Below are 17,702 nucleotides of genomic sequence, written 5' to 3'. Positions count from 1 at the left end.
CAAACGAAGATGCGAATAGGAGGGAACAGAATGGCTTTTGAAAATCCGTCGAGAGAAGAGATTAAAAGCATTTTGGAACAAGTAGGCAATATTGCGGTTGTTGGTTTGTCTGATAAATCGGACCGTACTTCATACATGGTTTCTTATGCCATGCAGAAGCGGGGATACCGGATTATTCCGGTTAACCCTGCGGCGGCAGGGCAAACGATTCTTGGGGAGACTTGTTATGCCAGTCTTGCTGAAGTACCTGAGCCTGTGGAGCTGGTCAATGTATTCCGCCGCAGTGAATACTGTGCAGAGGTTGCGCGTGAAGCAGCTGCTATTGGAGCTAAGATTTTGTGGCTTCAACAGGGAATTATAAGCCAGGAAGCCGCTGACATTGCGCAGGAGCATGGAATGACGGTTATTATGGATCGTTGCATTAAGGTGGAGGACTCAGTGACCCAAGCTGTACGTAAAGGATAAACATGGATCAGTGATCTGTGCTATACGCAGATGAATAAAAACCTTCTTCCCTTGCTTCACAGGGTTGAAGGTTTTTGGTGCGAAACGAGGAATATGGTACAGTATATTATACTCTCAGGAATCCATATAATGTATGTATGTCTTGATGATGAAATAGCTCTAAACGGATTCATAGTGTTATCTGTTGTGATGATAAAGTTTTTGACCTGTAGTAGCGTAAATAAATATTTTTGCAGATGGAATCATTGCTTTGACAAAATTATTTATTCGGCTTACCATCAGGGATAGAAAGGAGAGGAATGCCATGAATTGGCTCGGATCCTTACAACAGCTCGGTCGTGCTGTCATGCTCCCGACGATGGTGCTACCAGCCGCTGCAATATTGCTAAGTCTCGGCAGCCTTCCTTGGTCCACATGGGGATTCCCTATGGTGTCTGATATGGCAAATGCGGCTGGACACGGGGTTTTTTATTTTTTGCCATATTTATTTGCGGTTGGTGTTGCCCTAGGTATGTCGAATCAGGCAGGTCAGGCGGGACTGGCAGCATTGGCTGGTATGGCTATATACGATCAGGTCACATTGAGATTTGGAAACGGACTCATTCAACCGGCGACGCTCATTGGTATCATTTTGGGGGTCATTTCAGGGGTGGCCTATAATCGCTTCAAAAGCATCAAATTGCCCGAGGTGCTTCAATTTTTTGGAGGTACCCGATTTGTTCTGCTGCTTATTGGCCTCTTCTCGGCTGTGTTTGCAGGACTCATGCTAATTATTGCCCCACTCATACAGAGAGGGCTGCAATTTATAGTAGGTCTGGAATCAAGCTTGGGCGGCTTTGGACTGTTTATCTACGGTATTCTATACCGGTTGCTGGCGGCCTTTGGTCTGCACCATCTGCTTAATAATATTTTTTGGTTTCAACTGGGTACATATAAAACGCCGTCTGGCAACGTTGTACAGGGCGATTTACCCCGGTTTTTTGCTGGCGATCCGACAGCGGGCTATTTCATGTCCGGGTTGTTCCCCATTATGATGTTTGCCATCCCTGCCATTGCGCTGGCGATCATTCAGGAAGCGCGTGAAGATTTGAAGCCAAAGGTGCAAAAAACATTTTTGACAGCTGCGCTTGTTTGCTTTTTTACTGGAGTGTCGGAACAGATTGAGTTTGCCTTTTTGTTTGCTGCTCCTTATTTGTTCCTCGTTCATGCAGTTATGTCTGGGCTGGCCATGTGGCTTACCTTTGAGCTGGATATTCATCACGGATTTTCCTATTCGGCGGGTTTTATAGATTATGTCCTTAATTTTCATCTCTCACATAACGCCTGGTTGTTAATTCCAGTGGGGGTGGCGTACGGGCTTGTGTATTATGTACTGTTTCGATGGGCTATCCGGCGGTTCCGTATTCCAACTCCTGGGCGCGAGGAAGGTTCGGTTCTGGAGGATTGGGCCGGCAATATTCCTTATAGTGCTCCGCTTATTTTGGAAGCACTTGGCGGGAAGGAAAATATTGTGCAGGTAGAGGCCTGCATCACACGTTTGCGGCTGACCGTCCACAATGACAGGCTGATTGATACCGGAGCGATGAAGGCTTTGGGATCGGCCGGGCTTATCAATCTGGGTGGGGGTAATTTGCAGGTTGTATTCGGAACGTATTCAGAACTGATTCGTGAGGAAATCGCGAAGCTGATGGAGCGTGATCTCCCTCAAATTTTGTTCAACGCTCCTGTACATGGAAAAATGCTACCGATTCATGAAGTGCCTGACAAAATTTTTGCGACGAAGCTGGTCGGGGACGGTGTTGCTTTTGTTCCCGAACGTGGTGAACTTGTGTCTCCAGTGTATGGTACTGTGATGCACTTGTATCCGACCATGCACGCTTTAGGCATCTCCACACGAGAGGGACTTGAGGTTCTGCTTCACATAGGGATTGATACTTCACAGCTAAAAGGGAATTTTACTGCTATGGTAGAAGCAGGCGATACGGTGGAACCGGGGCAATTGCTGATCAAATTTGATTTGCAGGCGCTGCGAGAGCAAGCTCCATCGCTGGTGACTCCTATGGTCATCACGAATCCAGATCGCGTCAAGTCGTGGAGCTTTGCTCCGTTTAAAACAGTGAAAAAAGGTCAGGCCTCGGTAATGTCCGTTGTGCTGCATGACAGGAATGTTGGAGGGGTAGAAACATGATAGAAGGCATCGGCGCCGCAGCAGGTGTGGCAATCGGGAAGGCATTTGTCCTGCCGAGCTGGGAGTGGGATTTACCTGATCAAAAAATGGATGCGGTAGATCTTGCAAAGGAATTTGAACGTTTGTATGAAGGGATACGCACATCCAAAAGTGAAATCCAGTTTATTAAGGATGAGTTTCGAGAGATGGTGGGGCCAGAAGAATCCAGCATCTTTGATGCTCATCTTGCGATATTGGAAGATCCGGAATTCATGAATGAAATTCGTGGAATTATTGAGCGTCAGTACAAGGCGGCCGAGGTGGCCGTGAAGGAAGCCATTGATCATTTTGTGACAATGTTTGATTTACTGGACGATGAATATATGAAGGAACGGGCAATCGATATCAAAGATGTGGGGAACCGGTTGCTCAAGCATTTGCTAGGTGCACCGGAGGTGACTCTTCCCAAGGACACACAGCCCTATATTCTGGTAGCCAAGGAGCTCTCACCCTCCCAATCGGCACACTTGAATCCTAGCTATGTTTTAGGGATTGTAACTATGAATGGTGGTAAAACTTCGCATTCTGCGATCATGGCCCGTGCACTTGGTATTCCACTTGTTTCAGGACTAGAGAGCAATCTGAATTTGCCCGTTCAAACGGGAGACATGATGGTTGTGGACGGAGACCTGGGCAAAGTTTATGTGAATCCGGAAAAAACGGTAACTGATCATTATAAAATTTTGCGCGACGAGCAGCGACGCAGAAAAGAGCAGCTTCAGGTACTTGCTTCTGTAGATGCCGTGACCAAGGATGGAACCACCCTGAGGCTGGCGGCCAATATTAGTTCGATTAAAGAGCTGGAGGCAGCTTTGAAGCATGGCGCTCAAGGTGTAGGACTGTTCCGCACGGAATTTTTATACATGGATCGCAAATCTGCTCCAGATGAAGAGGAACAGTATGAAGTATATCGGCTGATAGCGGAAAAGGCAGGAAACCACTCCGTAGTCATCCGTACATTGGATATCGGTGGAGATAAGCCGTTGGACTATCTTCAACTACCAGAGGAAGAAAATCCTTTTCTAGGTTACCGTGCTATACGGATCAGTCTGGATTGGAAGGAATTATTTAAAACCCAGTTGACTGCAATTTTGCGAGCCAGTGCAATGGGAAATATCAAGGTAATGTATCCGATGATTTCATCCGTGGAGGAGGTCCGCCAGGCAGATGCTCTTTTGAAGGAGGCTATGGCGGATTTGGATGCAAGAGGGCTTGCCTATAATCCGAACATTCAGCGAGGAATTATGATTGAGGTACCGGCTGCGGCGATGATCGCTGATCTATTGGCAGCTGAAACAGATTTTTTTAGTATCGGAACGAATGATCTGGTTCAGTATGTGCTGGCTGTAGACCGTATGAATGAGCAGATTGCACATATGTACCATCCATACCATCCAGCTGTACTTCGAATGCTGCGCATGACTGCACAAGCGGCACATCAAGCAGGAATTGATGTGAGTGTATGTGGTGAGATGGCTGGAGATGAACGGTCCGTTCCTCTTTGGCTGGAACTGGGGATACATCAACTCAGCATGTCTCCCCAATCTTTATTGCGGGTCAAGCATCGTGTGCTGAATACGACTGCATCTGAGGCAACGACAGTCGCTCAGGTTTGCTTCGGCATGTCCACTGGTGCAGCGATCGAAGACAAGCTCACTGCAGCTAATGTCAGCTGCACTCCGGCCGGGCCTGGACGGCAGTAATATGTAATGTCCGTGTACAGCTTCAGGAGGAGCCGAACTCCGTACTGTTAGGTTTGTCGTAGCAAACCTTAATGGCGTAGCATGGTTTAGACGAAAAAGAACCTTCAAAACCACTTTATTCATGGTTTTGAAGGTTCTTTTTTTCATCTTGTTGACAACCTCTTGTGATTATGGAAAATTCATAATTAGCAATTATCCTGATTCCATTAGATTGGGTTATTCAAGTTCTGAGTGTCAGGACTTATTCTGTTATTTCCGCGTGTTATCTGCTAACAAATCGCAGAACGCTTTTCCGTAAGGTGGAAGATCAGGCGGCCGACGAGCAGATACAATATGTCCATCCGTTACAACTGCCTCATCCTTCCAAATAGCTCCTGCATTCTCCATATCATCACGAATACCTGGTGTGGAGGTTACCGTAACACCATCCAAAATTTTAGCAGAGATCAGTACCCAGCCTGCATGGCAGATTTGTCCAATCGGCTTATGAGCAGCATGAAACTCCTGAACGAGTTGAATTACTTTAGGATAGCGGCGCAGTTTATCAGGTGCCCAACCGCCAGGGACGAGAATCCCGTCATAATCGCTGCTATTCAGTTCCTCAAAGGCATATTCCGCTTCAGCAGGTACGCCATATTTTCCAATATATTTTTTACCCTTTTCCGCACCGGCTAAATGCACTTCTGCGCCTTCTTCACGAACACGGTAAATCGGATACCACAGCTCCAGATCCTCGAATTCCTCATCCACTAGGGCGATAACCTTTTTTCCGGCAAGTCTTGACATCCAACCATCCTTTCGTGCGTCACATGATGACACCTCTGTTTTGTAATCTGTACTTTTACATCTTAAGAAAAAGAACGCCCGAAGTCCATTCCTTCGCAGATTCTTATCTTAGTAGTCTGCTCTTTGACAGCAATTGTCGTCATTTTCTGACCCGCCAAAGCTTTGGTAATTTGTTCATAGCTGCAATCTGTGGAAGGATTTGAGGTCCCAAAGTCGAAATAAAACAAGGTATGATAGATTTAATGGAGTTAACAAATATTTATTAGACTAGTAGATAGATATATTTGGATTCTGACGAGATCCTCGTATAGTTTGATCCTACGTAATGAGGTGGTTAAATGCATAAGCAATGTCAATGTGGCAAACCGATGGGACTGGAACTGCGAAAGGTAATCTATGCGGGCAAGGTTGAAATTTTGCACGTCCCTGTATTCTCATGCTCGTCATGCTTTTCCAGTGAGGTTTTGCAGCATGTGACGAAAGACATTAAAGCACTATTACAAAGTCTAGGGAGCAAACCTACGGCACGGAGAATATCTTTTGCTCGCAATAATGAACTGGCAGAAATCATTCGCAAGCTTGTACTGGAGGAAGCGGACAATCCCAATGTGGATTGGCAATCTGCTTTGGAGGAGCGGATGGAGCTTCGAATTAATCTCTTATTGGATCTTTATCGTTATGCGAGAAGTCTGGGAGACGAAGATTGGATGAATGATGTAGAGAGAAAATTGGTTCAATTATCCGGTTTTACCAGTAAATCGGTATTTACGAATACAAAAAACTAAAAAATATGAAAATTTTCATGGTCACCATTGGATTTTACATGTTCTTTTTGTTACGATGAGAATAGGCCATACGACAAGACACAGAAAGGAATGTATATCCAATGGCGACGATGACAAAAATGACTACTGTTCAACAATTAAATACGGCTCTGGAAGCGTCATCAGACAAGCCGTTGCTTCTCTTTAAACATAGCACACGTTGTCCGATAAGTGCAGGCGCATATCAGGAAGTGGAGTCCTATTTGCATGGCGCTCCCAACGAAAATATTGAATACGGTATCATTTATGTAGTAGAAGATCGGCCGGTGTCCAATGAAACCGCGGACAGGCTTCAGGTGAAGCATGAATCCCCGCAGGCCATTTTAATCAAGGACGGAGAGGCTGTTTGGCATACATCCCATTCGAATATTACAGCCCGTGCACTCCACGATCATCTCACATAGATAAATGTGTGCTGTCGTTGCATAAAGTAGTATTTTGTCGTATCATGGTTCTAATTAGTTGATCTAGGATTCGGTTGAAAATTTATTGGCAATGGAGAGAAGGAATGTGACGGTAACGATCTATGATGTAGCTCGCGAAGCTGGTGTCTCAATGGCCACAGTGTCCCGCGTAGTTAACAATAATCCTAATGTGAAACCTCAGACCCGCAAGAAAGTGTACGAAGCGATTGAACAATTGGGATATCGTCCAAATGCGGTCGCTAGAGGTCTGGCCAGCAAGAAGACAACGACCGTCGGCGTGGTTATACCGGATATATCGAACTCAATTTTTGCAGAAATTGCGCGCGGTATTGAAGATATAGCGAATATGTATCACTATAATATTATTTTGTGTAATGCCGACAAGCGAAAAGAAAAAGAGATTCGTGTCATCAACACATTGCTTGAAAAGCAAGTGGATGGTCTTCTGTTCATGGGTGGTACAGTAACGGACGAGCATATTCAGGCGTTCCATACAGCTGCGGTCCCTATTGTTCTATGTGCAACGAGTGATGAAAAAGGAAGCTATCCTTCGGTCGATATCGACCATGAAGCCGCTGCTTATGATGCAGTAAACACGTTGATCCGCCATGGACACCGTCAAATCGCAATGATCAGTGGTACGCTTCAAGACCCTGCAAACGGCTATGCACGTTTCCAAGGTTACAAGAGAGCACTGGAAACAGCCGGAATTGATTATCAGGAGGATCTCGTGCGAATCGGGAACTACCGTTATGAATCCGGTGTCGAGGCAATGAAATATTTTCTCGGCCTAAAGAAGAAGCCAAGTGCGATTTTTGCTGCTACGGATGAGATGGCAATTGGTGCAATCCACAGTATTCAGGATGAGGGATTGAAAGTTCCTGATGATTTTTCAGTAATCAGTGTCGACAATATTCGTATGGCCTCTATGGTTCGTCCTCAGCTGACAACCGTCGCGCAACCGATGTACGATTTGGGTGCGGTAGCGATGCGTTTGCTGACCAAGCTGATGAAAAAGGAAAACGTGGAGAACCCTCGCGTTATTTTGCCGCATGAAACTATTTTGCGGTTGTCAGTTAATTATTTAGACTAGACGCAGTGCTGAATAGGATATACCTTCGTTGAAAGCTCCTTTGATGGAGCTTTTTTCGCGGATATAAAGCTTCTTATGGACATCATCATCAAACCAAGAATAGAGGGATGCGTAATGAGCCGACTTTACGGATTAATGGGTGCTATGGATGAAGAAATTGAATTGCTGCTGGCAGCGATGACGGAAGCAAGCAAGACGGTCAAGGCTGGAATCACGTACACTACAGGAATCATTCACGGGCAAAGAGTCGTTGTCTGCAAATCCGGTGTAGGCAAGGTTAATGCTGCGGTAACAACACAAATCCTGATTGATCATTTTGGTGTAGAACAGATTATATTTACGGGAGTGGCAGGGGCAGTTCATCCCGATTTAAACATTGGGGATATTGTCATCTCATCAACATGTATGCAGCATGATATGGATGTAACGCCTTTGGGTTATGCCAGAGGGGTCATTCCTTATCAGGACACCTCAGAGTTTGTGGCTGATCCCGAGCTTGTAAGTCTAGCTGAGCAAGCCTGCAAATCATTTGGCGATCGTTATATTGTCGGCAAGGTACTTTCTGGCGATCAATTTGTTGCAAGTCGTGAGTTAGTGACTGCATTGCATCAGGAAATGGACGGTGCTTGTACCGAAATGGAAGGTGCAGCTGTGGCTCAGACAGCTCATATGAACGCTGTGCCTTATGTTGTCCTACGGTCTATGTCAGATAAGGCTGATGGATCGGCTCACGTTAATTATGCTGAATTTACGGTAGAAGCTTCACATCGTTCGCATCGTATTGTAGAGTTCATGCTCAAGCATTTGGGCTAATGGTATAATTTTTTAATACATGAATCTTCGGACAAACCGGATATGGTCAAACTGCTCCTGTGATGCAAGGGGCACATCCTTTCCCATTCGTACCATCAGACAGTTAGCAGGATGTGAACATATTTCAGGATCATCCGTGGCGTACCAGACCATATCTACAGTTTTCATCAGACGTTCCATCATGCGGCGGTATTCCCATACGGAGAGACCGCTGCCTTTTAAATCCCAATGCCAATAGTATTCGGTCGTAAAAATAATATAGGATTCAAGCTGGCCGTCCTCAAAGGCAATCCGAATCATTCGGCTACCCAGGCCCAGACCACGATAGTCATCGGCTACCTCAACAGCTCCAAGTTCCAGTAAATCCTTCATGCCAGCTTCCGACCAGCGCTCCATCTCATCTGGGTAATGAAAAGTAACATATCCCAGGAGAGTTTCCCCGTTGTGGGCAATGATAATTCTGCCTTCTGGCAGTTCCGAAATATCCACTAATGCATCGAACTGTTCCTTTGGTTTGCGAAAGGCATCTAATTGCTTGTGCATTTGAAATGAACGCAGTTGATCCGCGGATACGGGGCCTTCTACATAGATTGTTTGTCCGTTATGATCCAGCGTATCCAAGTGGTACAGTTTTAAATGCTGCATGCGTACGCCCTCCTTGTTCGCCATAAGCTCGTTCCTCATATCCCCTACTTATAGCAAAAAAACAATTAAATGAAAAGGATGGTCGTCACATCCTGACCTATGATATACTGTTTTAGACATAAAATGTTCACAATTTAAATCAATCAGTAAACCAAAGGGCTTCATCTGCTTTATTGATTTTGTAAGCGTTATCTTGTTCTGTGTGATTCTCATTAATCTATTGTGAGGAGGCTGAACGTATGAAGTTTGAAGAACTCCAGACTGTAGTTCCCACATCCAACATGGGCCCGTATGAACAAGCTTACAACAATTTTCAGTGGGAAGATGCAGAGCGTCATTTTACGTGGTATGAAACAGGCAAGGTAAATATGGCACATGAAGCCATTGATCGACATGTACAGGAAGGACGAGGGGAGAAAGCGGCACTATTGTATTGTGACGCAAACCGTCATGAAACCTACACCTTCTCTCAGCTTCGTGCTAGCTCTAACAGGTTCGGAAATGTGCTTCGCAAATACGGTATTGGTAAAGGGGAGCGGGTGTTTATTTTCATGCCGCGTTCACCCGAGCTGGTTATTAGTTTACTTGGTGTTCTAAAGGTAGGGGCTGTTGTCGGTCCATTGTTTGAGGCGTTTATGGAAACTGCGGTTAAGGATCGATTGGAGGATAGTGGGGCAGTAGCATTAGTGACCACACCTGCGCTTCTGTCACGGGTAAAACGTGAGGAGCTTCCTGAGCTGCGACATATTTTTGTGGTTGGTGATATGGATGAACGCGAGCAGGGAATTATCGATTTTGAGACAGAAATGCTCACATCCTCAGAGGAACTTGAGCCAGAATGGTTGAATCGTGAAGATGGATTAATTATTCACTATACATCAGGCTCAACAGGCAAGCCCAAAGGCGTGTATCATGTGCAAAATGCAATGATTCAGCATTACTATACTGGGAAAATGGTGCTGGATTTGCGAGAAGATGATGTGTATTGGTGTACTGCTGATCCTGGCTGGGTCACGGGAACATCATACGGTATTTTTGCTCCATGGCTAAATGGAGCGACGAATGTCATTCGTGGGGGGCGTTTCAGCCCGGAAGACTGGTACCGCACGATTGAGCGTCACGAAGTGACCATATGGTATAGTGCTCCTACAGCGTTTCGGATGCTGATGAGCGCAGGGGAGCAGGTTGTTTCCAAATATGATCTTAGCAGTCTGCGGCATGTTTTATCCGTTGGGGAACCGCTGAATCCAGAAGTGGTGCGATGGGGATGGCAAGTGTATACACAACGCATTCATGATACTTGGTGGATGACAGAAACAGGAGCACAGTTGATCTGTAATTACCCTGAGCTGCCGATTAAGCCAGGTTCGATGGGAAAGCCACTCCCAGGTATCCAGGCTGCTATTTTGGACGACAGAGGGCAGGTGTTGCCTCCTAACCGGATGGGCCACTTGGCGATCCGTACACCATGGCCATCCATGATGAATCGTATATGGAACAATCCGAACAAGTTTCAGGAATATTTCCGCTTTCCCGGTTGGTATGTATCGGGTGATTCAGCTTACATGGATGAGGACGGATATTTCTGGTTTCAGGGTAGGATTGATGATGTCATTAACTCCTCCGGGGAGCGCATCGGCCCTTTTGAGGTGGAGAGCAAGCTTCTGGAGCATCCTGCTGTAGCGGAAGCCGGAGTTATTGGAAAACCAGATACCGTGCGGGGAGAGATTATCAAAGCTTTTGTTGCACTGCGTGAAGGCTATGCACCGTCTGAAGCTTTAAAGCAGGACATCTATCGCTTCGTTAAGGAAGGGCTGTCTGCTCATGCTGCTCCACGCGAAATTGAGTTTAAGGAAAAGTTACCCAAAACCCGTTCCGGTAAAATTATGAGACGCGTGTTGAAAGCCTGGGAGCTTAACCTTCCTACAGGTGACTTATCCACCATAGAGGATTGAAGTGCTCTGCATATTAGAATTAAAAAAGGGAGTCTCCAAAGCCTTAATGGCTAAGGGGACTCCCTTTTTGTTAGGGCGAATCTCATTTCACCCAACCTATCACTTTCTGCTTTTGTTTTCAGTTATGGACGGACGGCTCCGGAAGGAGCCGATTCCCCCATGGCATTCATGGAAGTGACACGAAACCAACCTTTTAGCTTTTTCCCTGACTTATATTCAAAGCTGGTAGATGCGGTAGAGCCTATGTTTGTAAAAGGCTCCGCACCGTTTTCGCTGTAATACACGTTATAGCCTGTAATAGCGTCCGCAGATTTACCTGCGCTCCATTGGAGCGCTACGGATGAGCCAGCGGCTTTAGCTTGAGGCTGTCCAGGGGCAGTAGGAACCTCTGTAGGCTGCGCACCTGTTCCATCTCCCTCGCCCGGAACGTTTGGAGACTCAGAATCTGCAGGTGGCACCACAGGTGCTGCGCTTGCTTTCGTGCTTGGCCCGGACTCATGACCGCCCACATCAACGGCAGTCACGTAGTAGCTGGAGCTGCTGCCTCCAGGGCTGTCAGAGAACACCTTGGAGCTGTCAGCCATAACGACCTTGCCAAGCCGTTGGAAGCTACCCCCATCTGTAGAACGATACAGACGGTATCCTACGACGTCGCTGTTTCCGCTTGGGCTAAAGCTGATTATGGCTTTACCGTCACTATAGCTTACGTTGACGCTAGATGGAGCGTTAGGAGCTGCTCCATCGTCCTTGCGTGGATCAATCTGAGTAGGAGCTTCCTTATCTGCATCCTGAGGTAGATAGTAGGACAACGAATTATGTCGTCTCATCACCTTAAAGGCTTGCTGAAGCTCTTTAATCAATTCTGAGATTGACTTTTCCCGTTTCCTAACGGTCCGTTCATATAACATATCATCCGGTGTACCATCGCGTGGAATATAATTCACACCTTGGTAGGTAATATATTTCGCACGGCTCACACCATTTTCACTGTTTTTAGGTGGATACTTACTGTTATAAATGTCCGAACCATACGCGGATGCTGTACGGCTTACAATGCCGTCAGGTCTCTTGAAGCTGTCCGTTTGGAACAGCTGAGCATCTTTAGCTGTTACTTCATTCATGATTAGAGCCCATAAGCGGCGAGCCCGCTCTTTTTGGACTTTCGTTTCAAGCTTATTGACAGGTTGCTTGTAACCAACCCATACACCCAGTGTGACGTCAGGCGTAAAGCCCTCGAACCAAACATCAGTGTAGGATTGCGTAGTGCCTGTCTTGCCGGCAATCGGAATCTTACCGGATTGATCAAAGTTCCGCTTCACCAGTCTGCCTGTGCCTTCCGACACGGCTGTACGCAACATATCTGTCATCAGGTAGGCGGTTTGCGGTGAGAAGGCCTGCACAGGATTAGGCTGATGCTTATATACAATATTGCCTTGCGAATCCACAATCTTTTCGATCATATAGGCATCATTAAACACACCGCCATTTGGAATGGCTCCATATGCATTCGTGAGTTCCTCGACGGTCACCCCGTGGGCTAAGCCGCCAAGTACACCCGTTTGGGCGTTGTTATCACTAGACTCCAAGGTGGTAATACCCAGTTTTTTAGCAAAAGCCCAAGCATTGCTAATCCCTACTTTTTCGTTAAACAGCTTGAGTGCTATCGTATTTAGCGATTGATTCAGTGCATAACGCGCCGTGACCAATCCTTGATAGCGGTTGTTAGAATTTTTCGGAATGTGATATCCATTACTGCCATCTTTCAAAATAATAGGGGCATCATCCACGATACTACCAGGCTGCACAAGACCGCTGTCCAATGCAGGGAGATAGGCAGCAATCGGTTTCATTGCCGAACCCGGCTGACGTACCATCTGGGTGGCATAATTCATCTGCTCCTTTTGGAAGTCCCGACCTTCCATCATTCCAAGAATGGCGCCTGTTTTATGCTGAATCAGAATAGCCGCTGCTTGTTCGTCACCCTTGGTTTTACTAGTGGCAGAGAAGTTGTTTTTATTTTCTGCAATTTGACGCATAGATTTGTATACGCTCTTATCAATGGTGGTGTACACCATATAACCGCCTGTGCGAAGCTGCTGTTCGGCTTCCTTGAGTAAATCGTTATCATCCTTGGTCTTGGTATCTGCACTGGCATTAGCTGCTTGACCCGGATTGGTGACAGACATGAGTGCCTGCGCAGCTTGTCGTTCTGTTTCCATCATAAGGTATGGATAGGTGTTATAAGCTTTAACAGTGCGTGGTGCGAGAGATTTTTTGATATCAAAAGCCATCGCTTCATCATACTGTGCTTTATTGATTTTGTTTTCCTCCAGCATTCGACTGAGTACTAGGTGCTGGCGATTGATGGCTCTTTTAAAGCCAGCTTCATTAAACTCACCCTTACCGTTGAAAGCAGAATAAGAAGAAGGAAGCTGTGGCAAACCTGCTAGATAGGCAGCCTGGGCTATATTAAGCTCGTTCAGATCATTCTCATTAAAGATACCTTTAGCCGCTGCTTTAATGCCAAAGACGTTGTAACCGCTTGAACCGTTACCAAAAGGTACTTTATTGAGATAGGCCGTAATAATTTGTTGCTTGCTTAGGAAGCGCTCAAGGCGCAGAGACAGCAAAATTTCTTTGACCTTGCGGTCATCCGTGCGATCGAGATTTAGAAAGACACGACGCGCAAGCTGCTGGGTGAGGGTACTACCCCCGGTTTGTACGGATTCATGCAGCGCCTTTTGCTTCACAGCACGCAGCGTTCCCGACAGATCGACACCTTTATGCTCGTAAAAATGATTATCTTCAATGGCAATGACTGCGTCAATGACGAGTTGTGGAATCTCCTTAAACGTGACAGGTCTTCGATCTTCTTCTGTCCGAAGTTGTCCGATGGGAGAGCCATCATTGAAATAAGCGAAGCCTGTGATTGCATTCTTATCTACTTCCTGTAGGATCATGGATCTGGAACGCACGGGTTCGCTTTTTACAATAGAAGCAACATAGCCGGCGGCGGCTCCTCCTGCAAATAGTGCCCCCATAAAACCGATGATGACGACCCACTTTATGACACGGCCGAGCCTTCGCATGGTTGTCCGCAAGCGGGAAGGCTTTGGCTCTGATACATTGTTTTTTTCTTCAACCATTAAGTCTTCCTCCTTTATAACAGCCATTATTATAGCATAAAATTACAAAATGAACCCATATGCTAAAAAGCCTGTCTTTTGGTGTCGTTGACTACATAAAAGCAGTGTGTTATAAATAGGTCAAAGTAAATATCGTGAAAAGCAGAGAAAGACTTCAGTAGAAGGCGGATTCACGTTGTACAGAGAGCCGATGGGTGGTGTGAATCGGTAGCGTCCCTCCTTTGAATTACCGTCTGGAGCTGTCTGGATGAATGGAAAGCATTTGCAGGTTTGCGAAGCTATCATAGTAATCCAGTACCGGGTGTAGGCCCGTTATAGGAATGAAGTGAAAGAAATGTATGTCTTTGACATGCGTTTCTTTAATTAGGGTGGTAACGCGAGCAGCTCCTTCTCGTCCCTTGGGATGAAAGGGGCTTTTTGGTTTGTCTAATATGTAATATTTTGGATGAAAAATAGGAGGTATACAGGATGAAGTGGGAAGAATTGAAGCCGGAGCAACAGGTAGAGGTCGAGCGACAGCTAGAGGTGATACGTCGTGGAGTAGCGGAAATTGTACCTGAGGATGAGCTGAAGCGTAAGGTTATTAAATCGGTCGTTAGCGGCGAGCCACTCAAAATTAAGCTGGGTCTTGATCCATCTGCGCCTGACATTCACATCGGACATACGGTTGTTATGCACAAACTGCGCCAGTTCCAGGAATTAGGCCATCAAGTGCAACTGATTATCGGAGATTTTACAGGCAGAATTGGTGATCCGACAGGTAAATCGGAGACTCGCAAGCAACTGACTGAGGAAGATGTACAGCGTAATGCACAAACGTACAAGGAACAAATTTTTAAAATTCTCGATCCTGAAAAAACAAAGGTATTCTACAATTCCGAATGGTTAGGGCCAATGTCTTTTGCTGATGTAGTAACCCTGTCGGCCAAAGTAACGGTTGCCCGTATGTTGGAACGGGATGATTTTACAAAAAGGTACCAAAACGGATTGCCGATCAGCATCCATGAGTTCTTTTACCCGCTGATGCAAGGCATGGATTCCGTGGCTCTCCAAAGCGATATTGAATTGGGGGGGACGGATCAGAAGTTTAATCTGCTAATGGGCAGAACCCTGCAAAAAGAATACGGAGTTGAGCCGCAGGCTACGATTACATTACCATTGCTTGAAGGGCTGGATGGCGTCCAGAAGATGAGCAAAAGTTTGGGGAACTACATTGGTGTTGATGAGGAGCCGAACGAAATATACGGGAAGTCCATGTCCGTTCCTGACGAGCTGATGCTGAAATATTTTGAGCTTGCAACGGATATCAACAACGAGGAGCTGGCAGAGCTGGCGAAAGGTGTTAAGGACGGCTCAGTGCATCCACGTGATGCCAAAATGAAGCTGGCTGGAACGTTAGTGCGCATGTACCATGGTGAAGAAGCAGAGGAAGCAGCGAAGCAACATTTTGTGACCGTATTCCAGCAACGTGCGCTGCCTGACGATATTGAAGAGTTCACCTTGACGGCTGATCAGTTAGAAGAAGGTGGCATTCGTGTGATCCAGTTGCTGACTCATCTGGGCTTTGCAGCATCTAACGGTGAAGCCAAGCGCAGTATTCAGCAGGGTTCGGTCAAAATTAACGAAGAGAAATGGACCGATGTGAACGAAGCATACACGCCGAAGGAAGGCGACATTGTGCAGGTAGGTAAACGGAAATTTGCTAAAATCAAGCTTGGATAATGAAAATATATTCAAAAGCAGCGCTGAGATTGTATCGATCTCAGCGCTGCTTTTTTATTTCTGCAAAGTGAAAAGTCATGGTAAACTTAGCACAAATAATCAAACATGTAGGTAAAGAGTTATACATAATGAAAACGTGGGTTGCACAATTTGGGTGTAGGATCGATAACCAAAACAATTACAAGTGCGGGGAAGGATTATATGGACTACTTTAAACGAATTCAGTGTGCGATTGAGTTTATTGAATTGAATCTCCGGGAGGATCTAAAAATTGCCGATATTGCTTCACAGGCATGCTTTTCAGCTTTTCATTTCCAGCGGGTTTTTCAGGCCATTTCGGGTTTTACGGTTCAACAATATATAAGAAGGAGAAGATTGTCCGAGGCGGCTGAACAGCTAAAACAATCCAATCAAAAAGTGTTGGACGTTGCGATTGAGTATCAGTACAACTCACAAGAGGCTTTTACCCGCGCTTTTGAAAAGAATTTTGGGATCACCCCTGGGAAGTATCGTAACGGTGATATTGAGCTTCCTGAGCAAAGTAAAATCAATTTTCTGGATTACCAAAAAAATACGATGGGGGATTTGGATGTGAATAAGCCGGTGATATTGCAGCTCGAAACGGTCAAAATTGTAGGATATGAATATAAAACAAACCTGAATAATGAGCAGCACTATAAAGAAATCCCAGGATTTTATGGACACTTTGGAGCAAATGAATATTTTATGTGTATCCCGAACAAAATTGCACCGGGAATGTCATATGGGGTTGCCTGTCGATTTGAAGACAACGGTGCGTTTTCATTTGTGGTGGGCGAGGCAGTTGAAAAAGAGTCAGAAGAACTGGCAGAGGGTTTCATATATATGGAGATTCCAGCAGGGAAGTATGCTGAGTTTGACGCTTCGGGTTCAGATGGACGGGTTCAGAATATACGAGACTTTATCTATGGCACATGGCTTCCTAATTCTAATTTTGAACGGAGGGAGGGGCCGGATTTTGAAATTACAGACGTGATGAATTCCTGCTATCCAGATCATTTGAGTATGAAGGTATACATCCCCATTGAATAAAACCCTCAGGCTCGATGCATAGAGAATATAAAAAAGCACCCGAATAAATTCGGGTGCTTTTTGGTGCTAATGCAAGGATTAGCGGTTGTAGAATTCGACGATTTGTTTTTCATCGATATCTTGGGACAATTCGCCACGCTCAGGCAAACGAATGAATTTACCTTCCAGAGCTGCGTCATTGTACTCCAGGTAAGCTACCAAGTGGTTGCGGTTTTCCAAAGCTTCTTTGATGGAAGACAGGGAACGACTTCTTTCACGAAGACCGATCACGTCGCCAGGGCTTACTTGGTAAGAAGCGATGTCAACTTTTTTACCGTTCACAGTAACGTGACCGTGAGCTACCAATTGACGTGCGCCTGCACGGGAATTAGCAAAGCCAAGACGGAATACAAGGTTGTCCAGACGGCTTTCCAGCAAGAACATAAAGTTTTCACCAGCGATACCGTGCATGTGTTGAGCTTTGTTGAACAGGGTACGGAATTGTTTTTCACCCAAGCCGTACATGTGACGCAGCTTTTGTTTCTCTTGAAGCTGCATACCGTAGTTGCTGATTTTTCTCCGTTGGTTTGCACCATGTTGTCCCGGAGGGAAAGGGCGTTTCAATTCTTTACCTGTGCCGCTCAGGGAAATACCGAGACGACGGCTCAATTTAAATTTAGGACCAGTGTAACGTGCCATTATAGAGTTAACTCCTTCATAATTAAAATTTGAGTTGGGGCTCTCTTTGCGCTCCAATTTGTTCGGCGCTACCTATTAAGGTAAGACGCACTACTGACAGAAAAGTTCAGCCGCTGTCCTGTCAGCAACAAAAAAGATGAGGGTGACAC

The 17,702-nt window shown here is 45.8% G+C and carries 14 protein-coding genes and 1 other annotated feature; of the genes, 10 read left to right on the top strand and 4 right to left on the bottom strand.

Annotation, left to right across the window (positions count from 1 at the left end):
• Nucleotides 1-30 precede the first annotated feature (30 nt).
• From ACYCSE_RS25770 to ptsP, 3 genes are all read left to right on the top strand, one after another.
• On the top strand, nt 31-465 hold the full coding sequence (locus ACYCSE_RS25770; RefSeq protein WP_061828991.1) for a CoA-binding protein: 435 nt from the start codon (nt 31-33) through the stop codon (nt 463-465).
• A gap of 304 nt (nt 466-769) precedes the next feature.
• Entirely contained in the window at nt 770-2,653 is a 1,884-nt protein-coding gene (locus tag ACYCSE_RS25765; protein WP_250261020.1) for a glucose PTS transporter subunit IIA, read from the top strand.
• Nucleotides 2,650-4,395 (top strand): phosphoenolpyruvate--protein phosphotransferase, encoded by a 1,746-nt coding sequence (gene ptsP, locus ACYCSE_RS25760; RefSeq protein WP_254325327.1) that lies wholly within the window; start codon nt 2,650-2,652, stop codon nt 4,393-4,395. The genes ACYCSE_RS25765 and ptsP overlap by 4 nt, the downstream gene beginning before the upstream one ends.
• Nucleotides 4,396-4,644: 249 nt before the next feature.
• Here ptsP and ACYCSE_RS25755 read toward each other — a convergent pair whose 3' ends face one another.
• On the bottom strand, nt 4,645-5,181 hold the full coding sequence (locus ACYCSE_RS25755) for a type 1 glutamine amidotransferase domain-containing protein (RefSeq protein WP_023989335.1): 537 nt from the start codon (nt 5,179-5,181) through the stop codon (nt 4,645-4,647).
• 338 nt (nt 5,182-5,519) lie between these two features.
• Here ACYCSE_RS25755 and ACYCSE_RS25750 point away from each other — a divergent pair, with 338 nt between their 5' ends.
• From ACYCSE_RS25750 to ACYCSE_RS25735, 4 genes are all read left to right on the top strand, one after another.
• Nucleotides 5,520-5,966 (top strand): hypothetical protein, encoded by a 447-nt coding sequence (locus ACYCSE_RS25750; RefSeq protein ID WP_322171410.1) that lies wholly within the window; start codon nt 5,520-5,522, stop codon nt 5,964-5,966.
• A 101-nt stretch (nt 5,967-6,067) separates the two neighbouring features.
• On the top strand, nt 6,068-6,409 hold the full coding sequence (ytxJ, locus tag ACYCSE_RS25745) for a bacillithiol system redox-active protein YtxJ (protein ID WP_061828995.1): 342 nt from the start codon (nt 6,068-6,070) through the stop codon (nt 6,407-6,409).
• 106 nt (nt 6,410-6,515) lie between these two features.
• Nucleotides 6,516-7,523, top strand: coding sequence for a catabolite control protein A (gene ccpA, locus ACYCSE_RS25740; RefSeq protein ID WP_061828996.1), 1,008 nt, complete (start codon nt 6,516-6,518; stop codon nt 7,521-7,523).
• 114 nt (nt 7,524-7,637) lie between these two features.
• Entirely contained in the window at nt 7,638-8,336 is a 699-nt protein-coding gene (locus tag ACYCSE_RS25735) for a 5'-methylthioadenosine/adenosylhomocysteine nucleosidase (protein ID WP_061828997.1), read from the top strand.
• A gap of 12 nt (nt 8,337-8,348) precedes the next feature.
• Here ACYCSE_RS25735 and ACYCSE_RS25730 read toward each other — a convergent pair whose 3' ends face one another.
• Entirely contained in the window at nt 8,349-8,981 is a 633-nt protein-coding gene (locus ACYCSE_RS25730) for a GNAT family N-acetyltransferase (RefSeq protein ID WP_061828998.1), read from the bottom strand.
• 239 nt (nt 8,982-9,220) lie between these two features.
• On the opposite strand from ACYCSE_RS25730, the gene acsA reads away from it, so the two are divergent.
• Nucleotides 9,221-10,936, top strand: coding sequence for an acetate--CoA ligase (gene acsA, locus ACYCSE_RS25725; protein WP_165177400.1), 1,716 nt, complete (start codon nt 9,221-9,223; stop codon nt 10,934-10,936).
• Between the two features lie 122 nt (nt 10,937-11,058).
• On the opposite strand, the gene ACYCSE_RS25720 is transcribed toward acsA, so the two are convergent.
• Nucleotides 11,059-14,082, bottom strand: coding sequence for a transglycosylase domain-containing protein (locus tag ACYCSE_RS25720; RefSeq protein WP_459700593.1), 3,024 nt, complete (start codon nt 14,080-14,082; stop codon nt 11,059-11,061).
• A 135-nt stretch (nt 14,083-14,217) separates the two neighbouring features.
• Nucleotides 14,218-14,484, top strand: a binding site (T-box leader).
• Between the two features lie 66 nt (nt 14,485-14,550).
• On the opposite strand from ACYCSE_RS25720, the gene tyrS reads away from it, so the two are divergent.
• The gene (gene tyrS / locus ACYCSE_RS25715) at nt 14,551-15,804 is read left to right on the top strand and encodes a tyrosine--tRNA ligase (RefSeq protein ID WP_165177396.1); all 1,254 of its coding nucleotides are present in this window, start codon (nt 14,551-14,553) and stop codon (nt 15,802-15,804) included.
• A gap of 201 nt (nt 15,805-16,005) precedes the next feature.
• Nucleotides 16,006-16,875, top strand: a complete 870-nt coding sequence (locus tag ACYCSE_RS25710; protein ID WP_165177394.1) for an AraC family transcriptional regulator — start codon at nt 16,006-16,008, stop codon at nt 16,873-16,875.
• A gap of 78 nt (nt 16,876-16,953) precedes the next feature.
• Here the strand turns inward: ACYCSE_RS25710 and rpsD are convergent, their stop codons facing one another.
• The gene (gene rpsD, locus ACYCSE_RS25705; RefSeq protein ID WP_013310919.1) at nt 16,954-17,553 is read right to left on the bottom strand and encodes a 30S ribosomal protein S4; all 600 of its coding nucleotides are present in this window, start codon (nt 17,551-17,553) and stop codon (nt 16,954-16,956) included.
• Nucleotides 17,554-17,702: the final 149 nt, after the last annotated feature.

The organism is Paenibacillus sp. SEL1 (genome assembly GCF_054602535.1).
The sequence above is the reverse complement of the archived record's forward strand: the minus strand, read 5'-3'. Positions and strand labels throughout refer to the sequence as shown.

Bases quoted from the DNA above. Each gene is read 5' to 3' on its own strand.
- ACYCSE_RS25720 (WP_459700593.1), bottom strand. From the start codon at position 14,082: ATGGTTGAAGAAAAAAACAATGTATCAGAGCCAAAGCCTTCCCGCTTG.
- ptsP (WP_254325327.1), top strand. From the start codon at position 2,650: ATGATAGAAGGCATCGGCGCCGCAGCAGGTGTGGCAATCGGGAAGGCA.
- ACYCSE_RS25710 (WP_165177394.1), top strand. From the start codon at position 16,006: ATGGACTACTTTAAACGAATTCAGTGTGCGATTGAGTTTATTGAATTG.
- ACYCSE_RS25750 (WP_322171410.1), top strand. From the start codon at position 5,520: ATGCATAAGCAATGTCAATGTGGCAAACCGATGGGACTGGAACTGCGA.
- ytxJ (WP_061828995.1), top strand. From the start codon at position 6,068: ATGGCGACGATGACAAAAATGACTACTGTTCAACAATTAAATACGGCT.
- ACYCSE_RS25765 (WP_250261020.1), top strand. From the start codon at position 770: ATGAATTGGCTCGGATCCTTACAACAGCTCGGTCGTGCTGTCATGCTC.
- ACYCSE_RS25735 (WP_061828997.1), top strand. From the start codon at position 7,638: ATGAGCCGACTTTACGGATTAATGGGTGCTATGGATGAAGAAATTGAA.
- ACYCSE_RS25770 (WP_061828991.1), top strand. From the start codon at position 31: ATGGCTTTTGAAAATCCGTCGAGAGAAGAGATTAAAAGCATTTTGGAA.
- rpsD (WP_013310919.1), bottom strand. From the start codon at position 17,553: ATGGCACGTTACACTGGTCCTAAATTTAAATTGAGCCGTCGTCTCGGT.
- acsA (WP_165177400.1), top strand. From the start codon at position 9,221: ATGAAGTTTGAAGAACTCCAGACTGTAGTTCCCACATCCAACATGGGC.
- ACYCSE_RS25730 (WP_061828998.1), bottom strand. From the start codon at position 8,981: ATGCAGCATTTAAAACTGTACCACTTGGATACGCTGGATCATAACGGA.
- tyrS (WP_165177396.1), top strand. From the start codon at position 14,551: ATGAAGTGGGAAGAATTGAAGCCGGAGCAACAGGTAGAGGTCGAGCGA.
- ACYCSE_RS25755 (WP_023989335.1), bottom strand. From the start codon at position 5,181: ATGTCAAGACTTGCCGGAAAAAAGGTTATCGCCCTAGTGGATGAGGAA.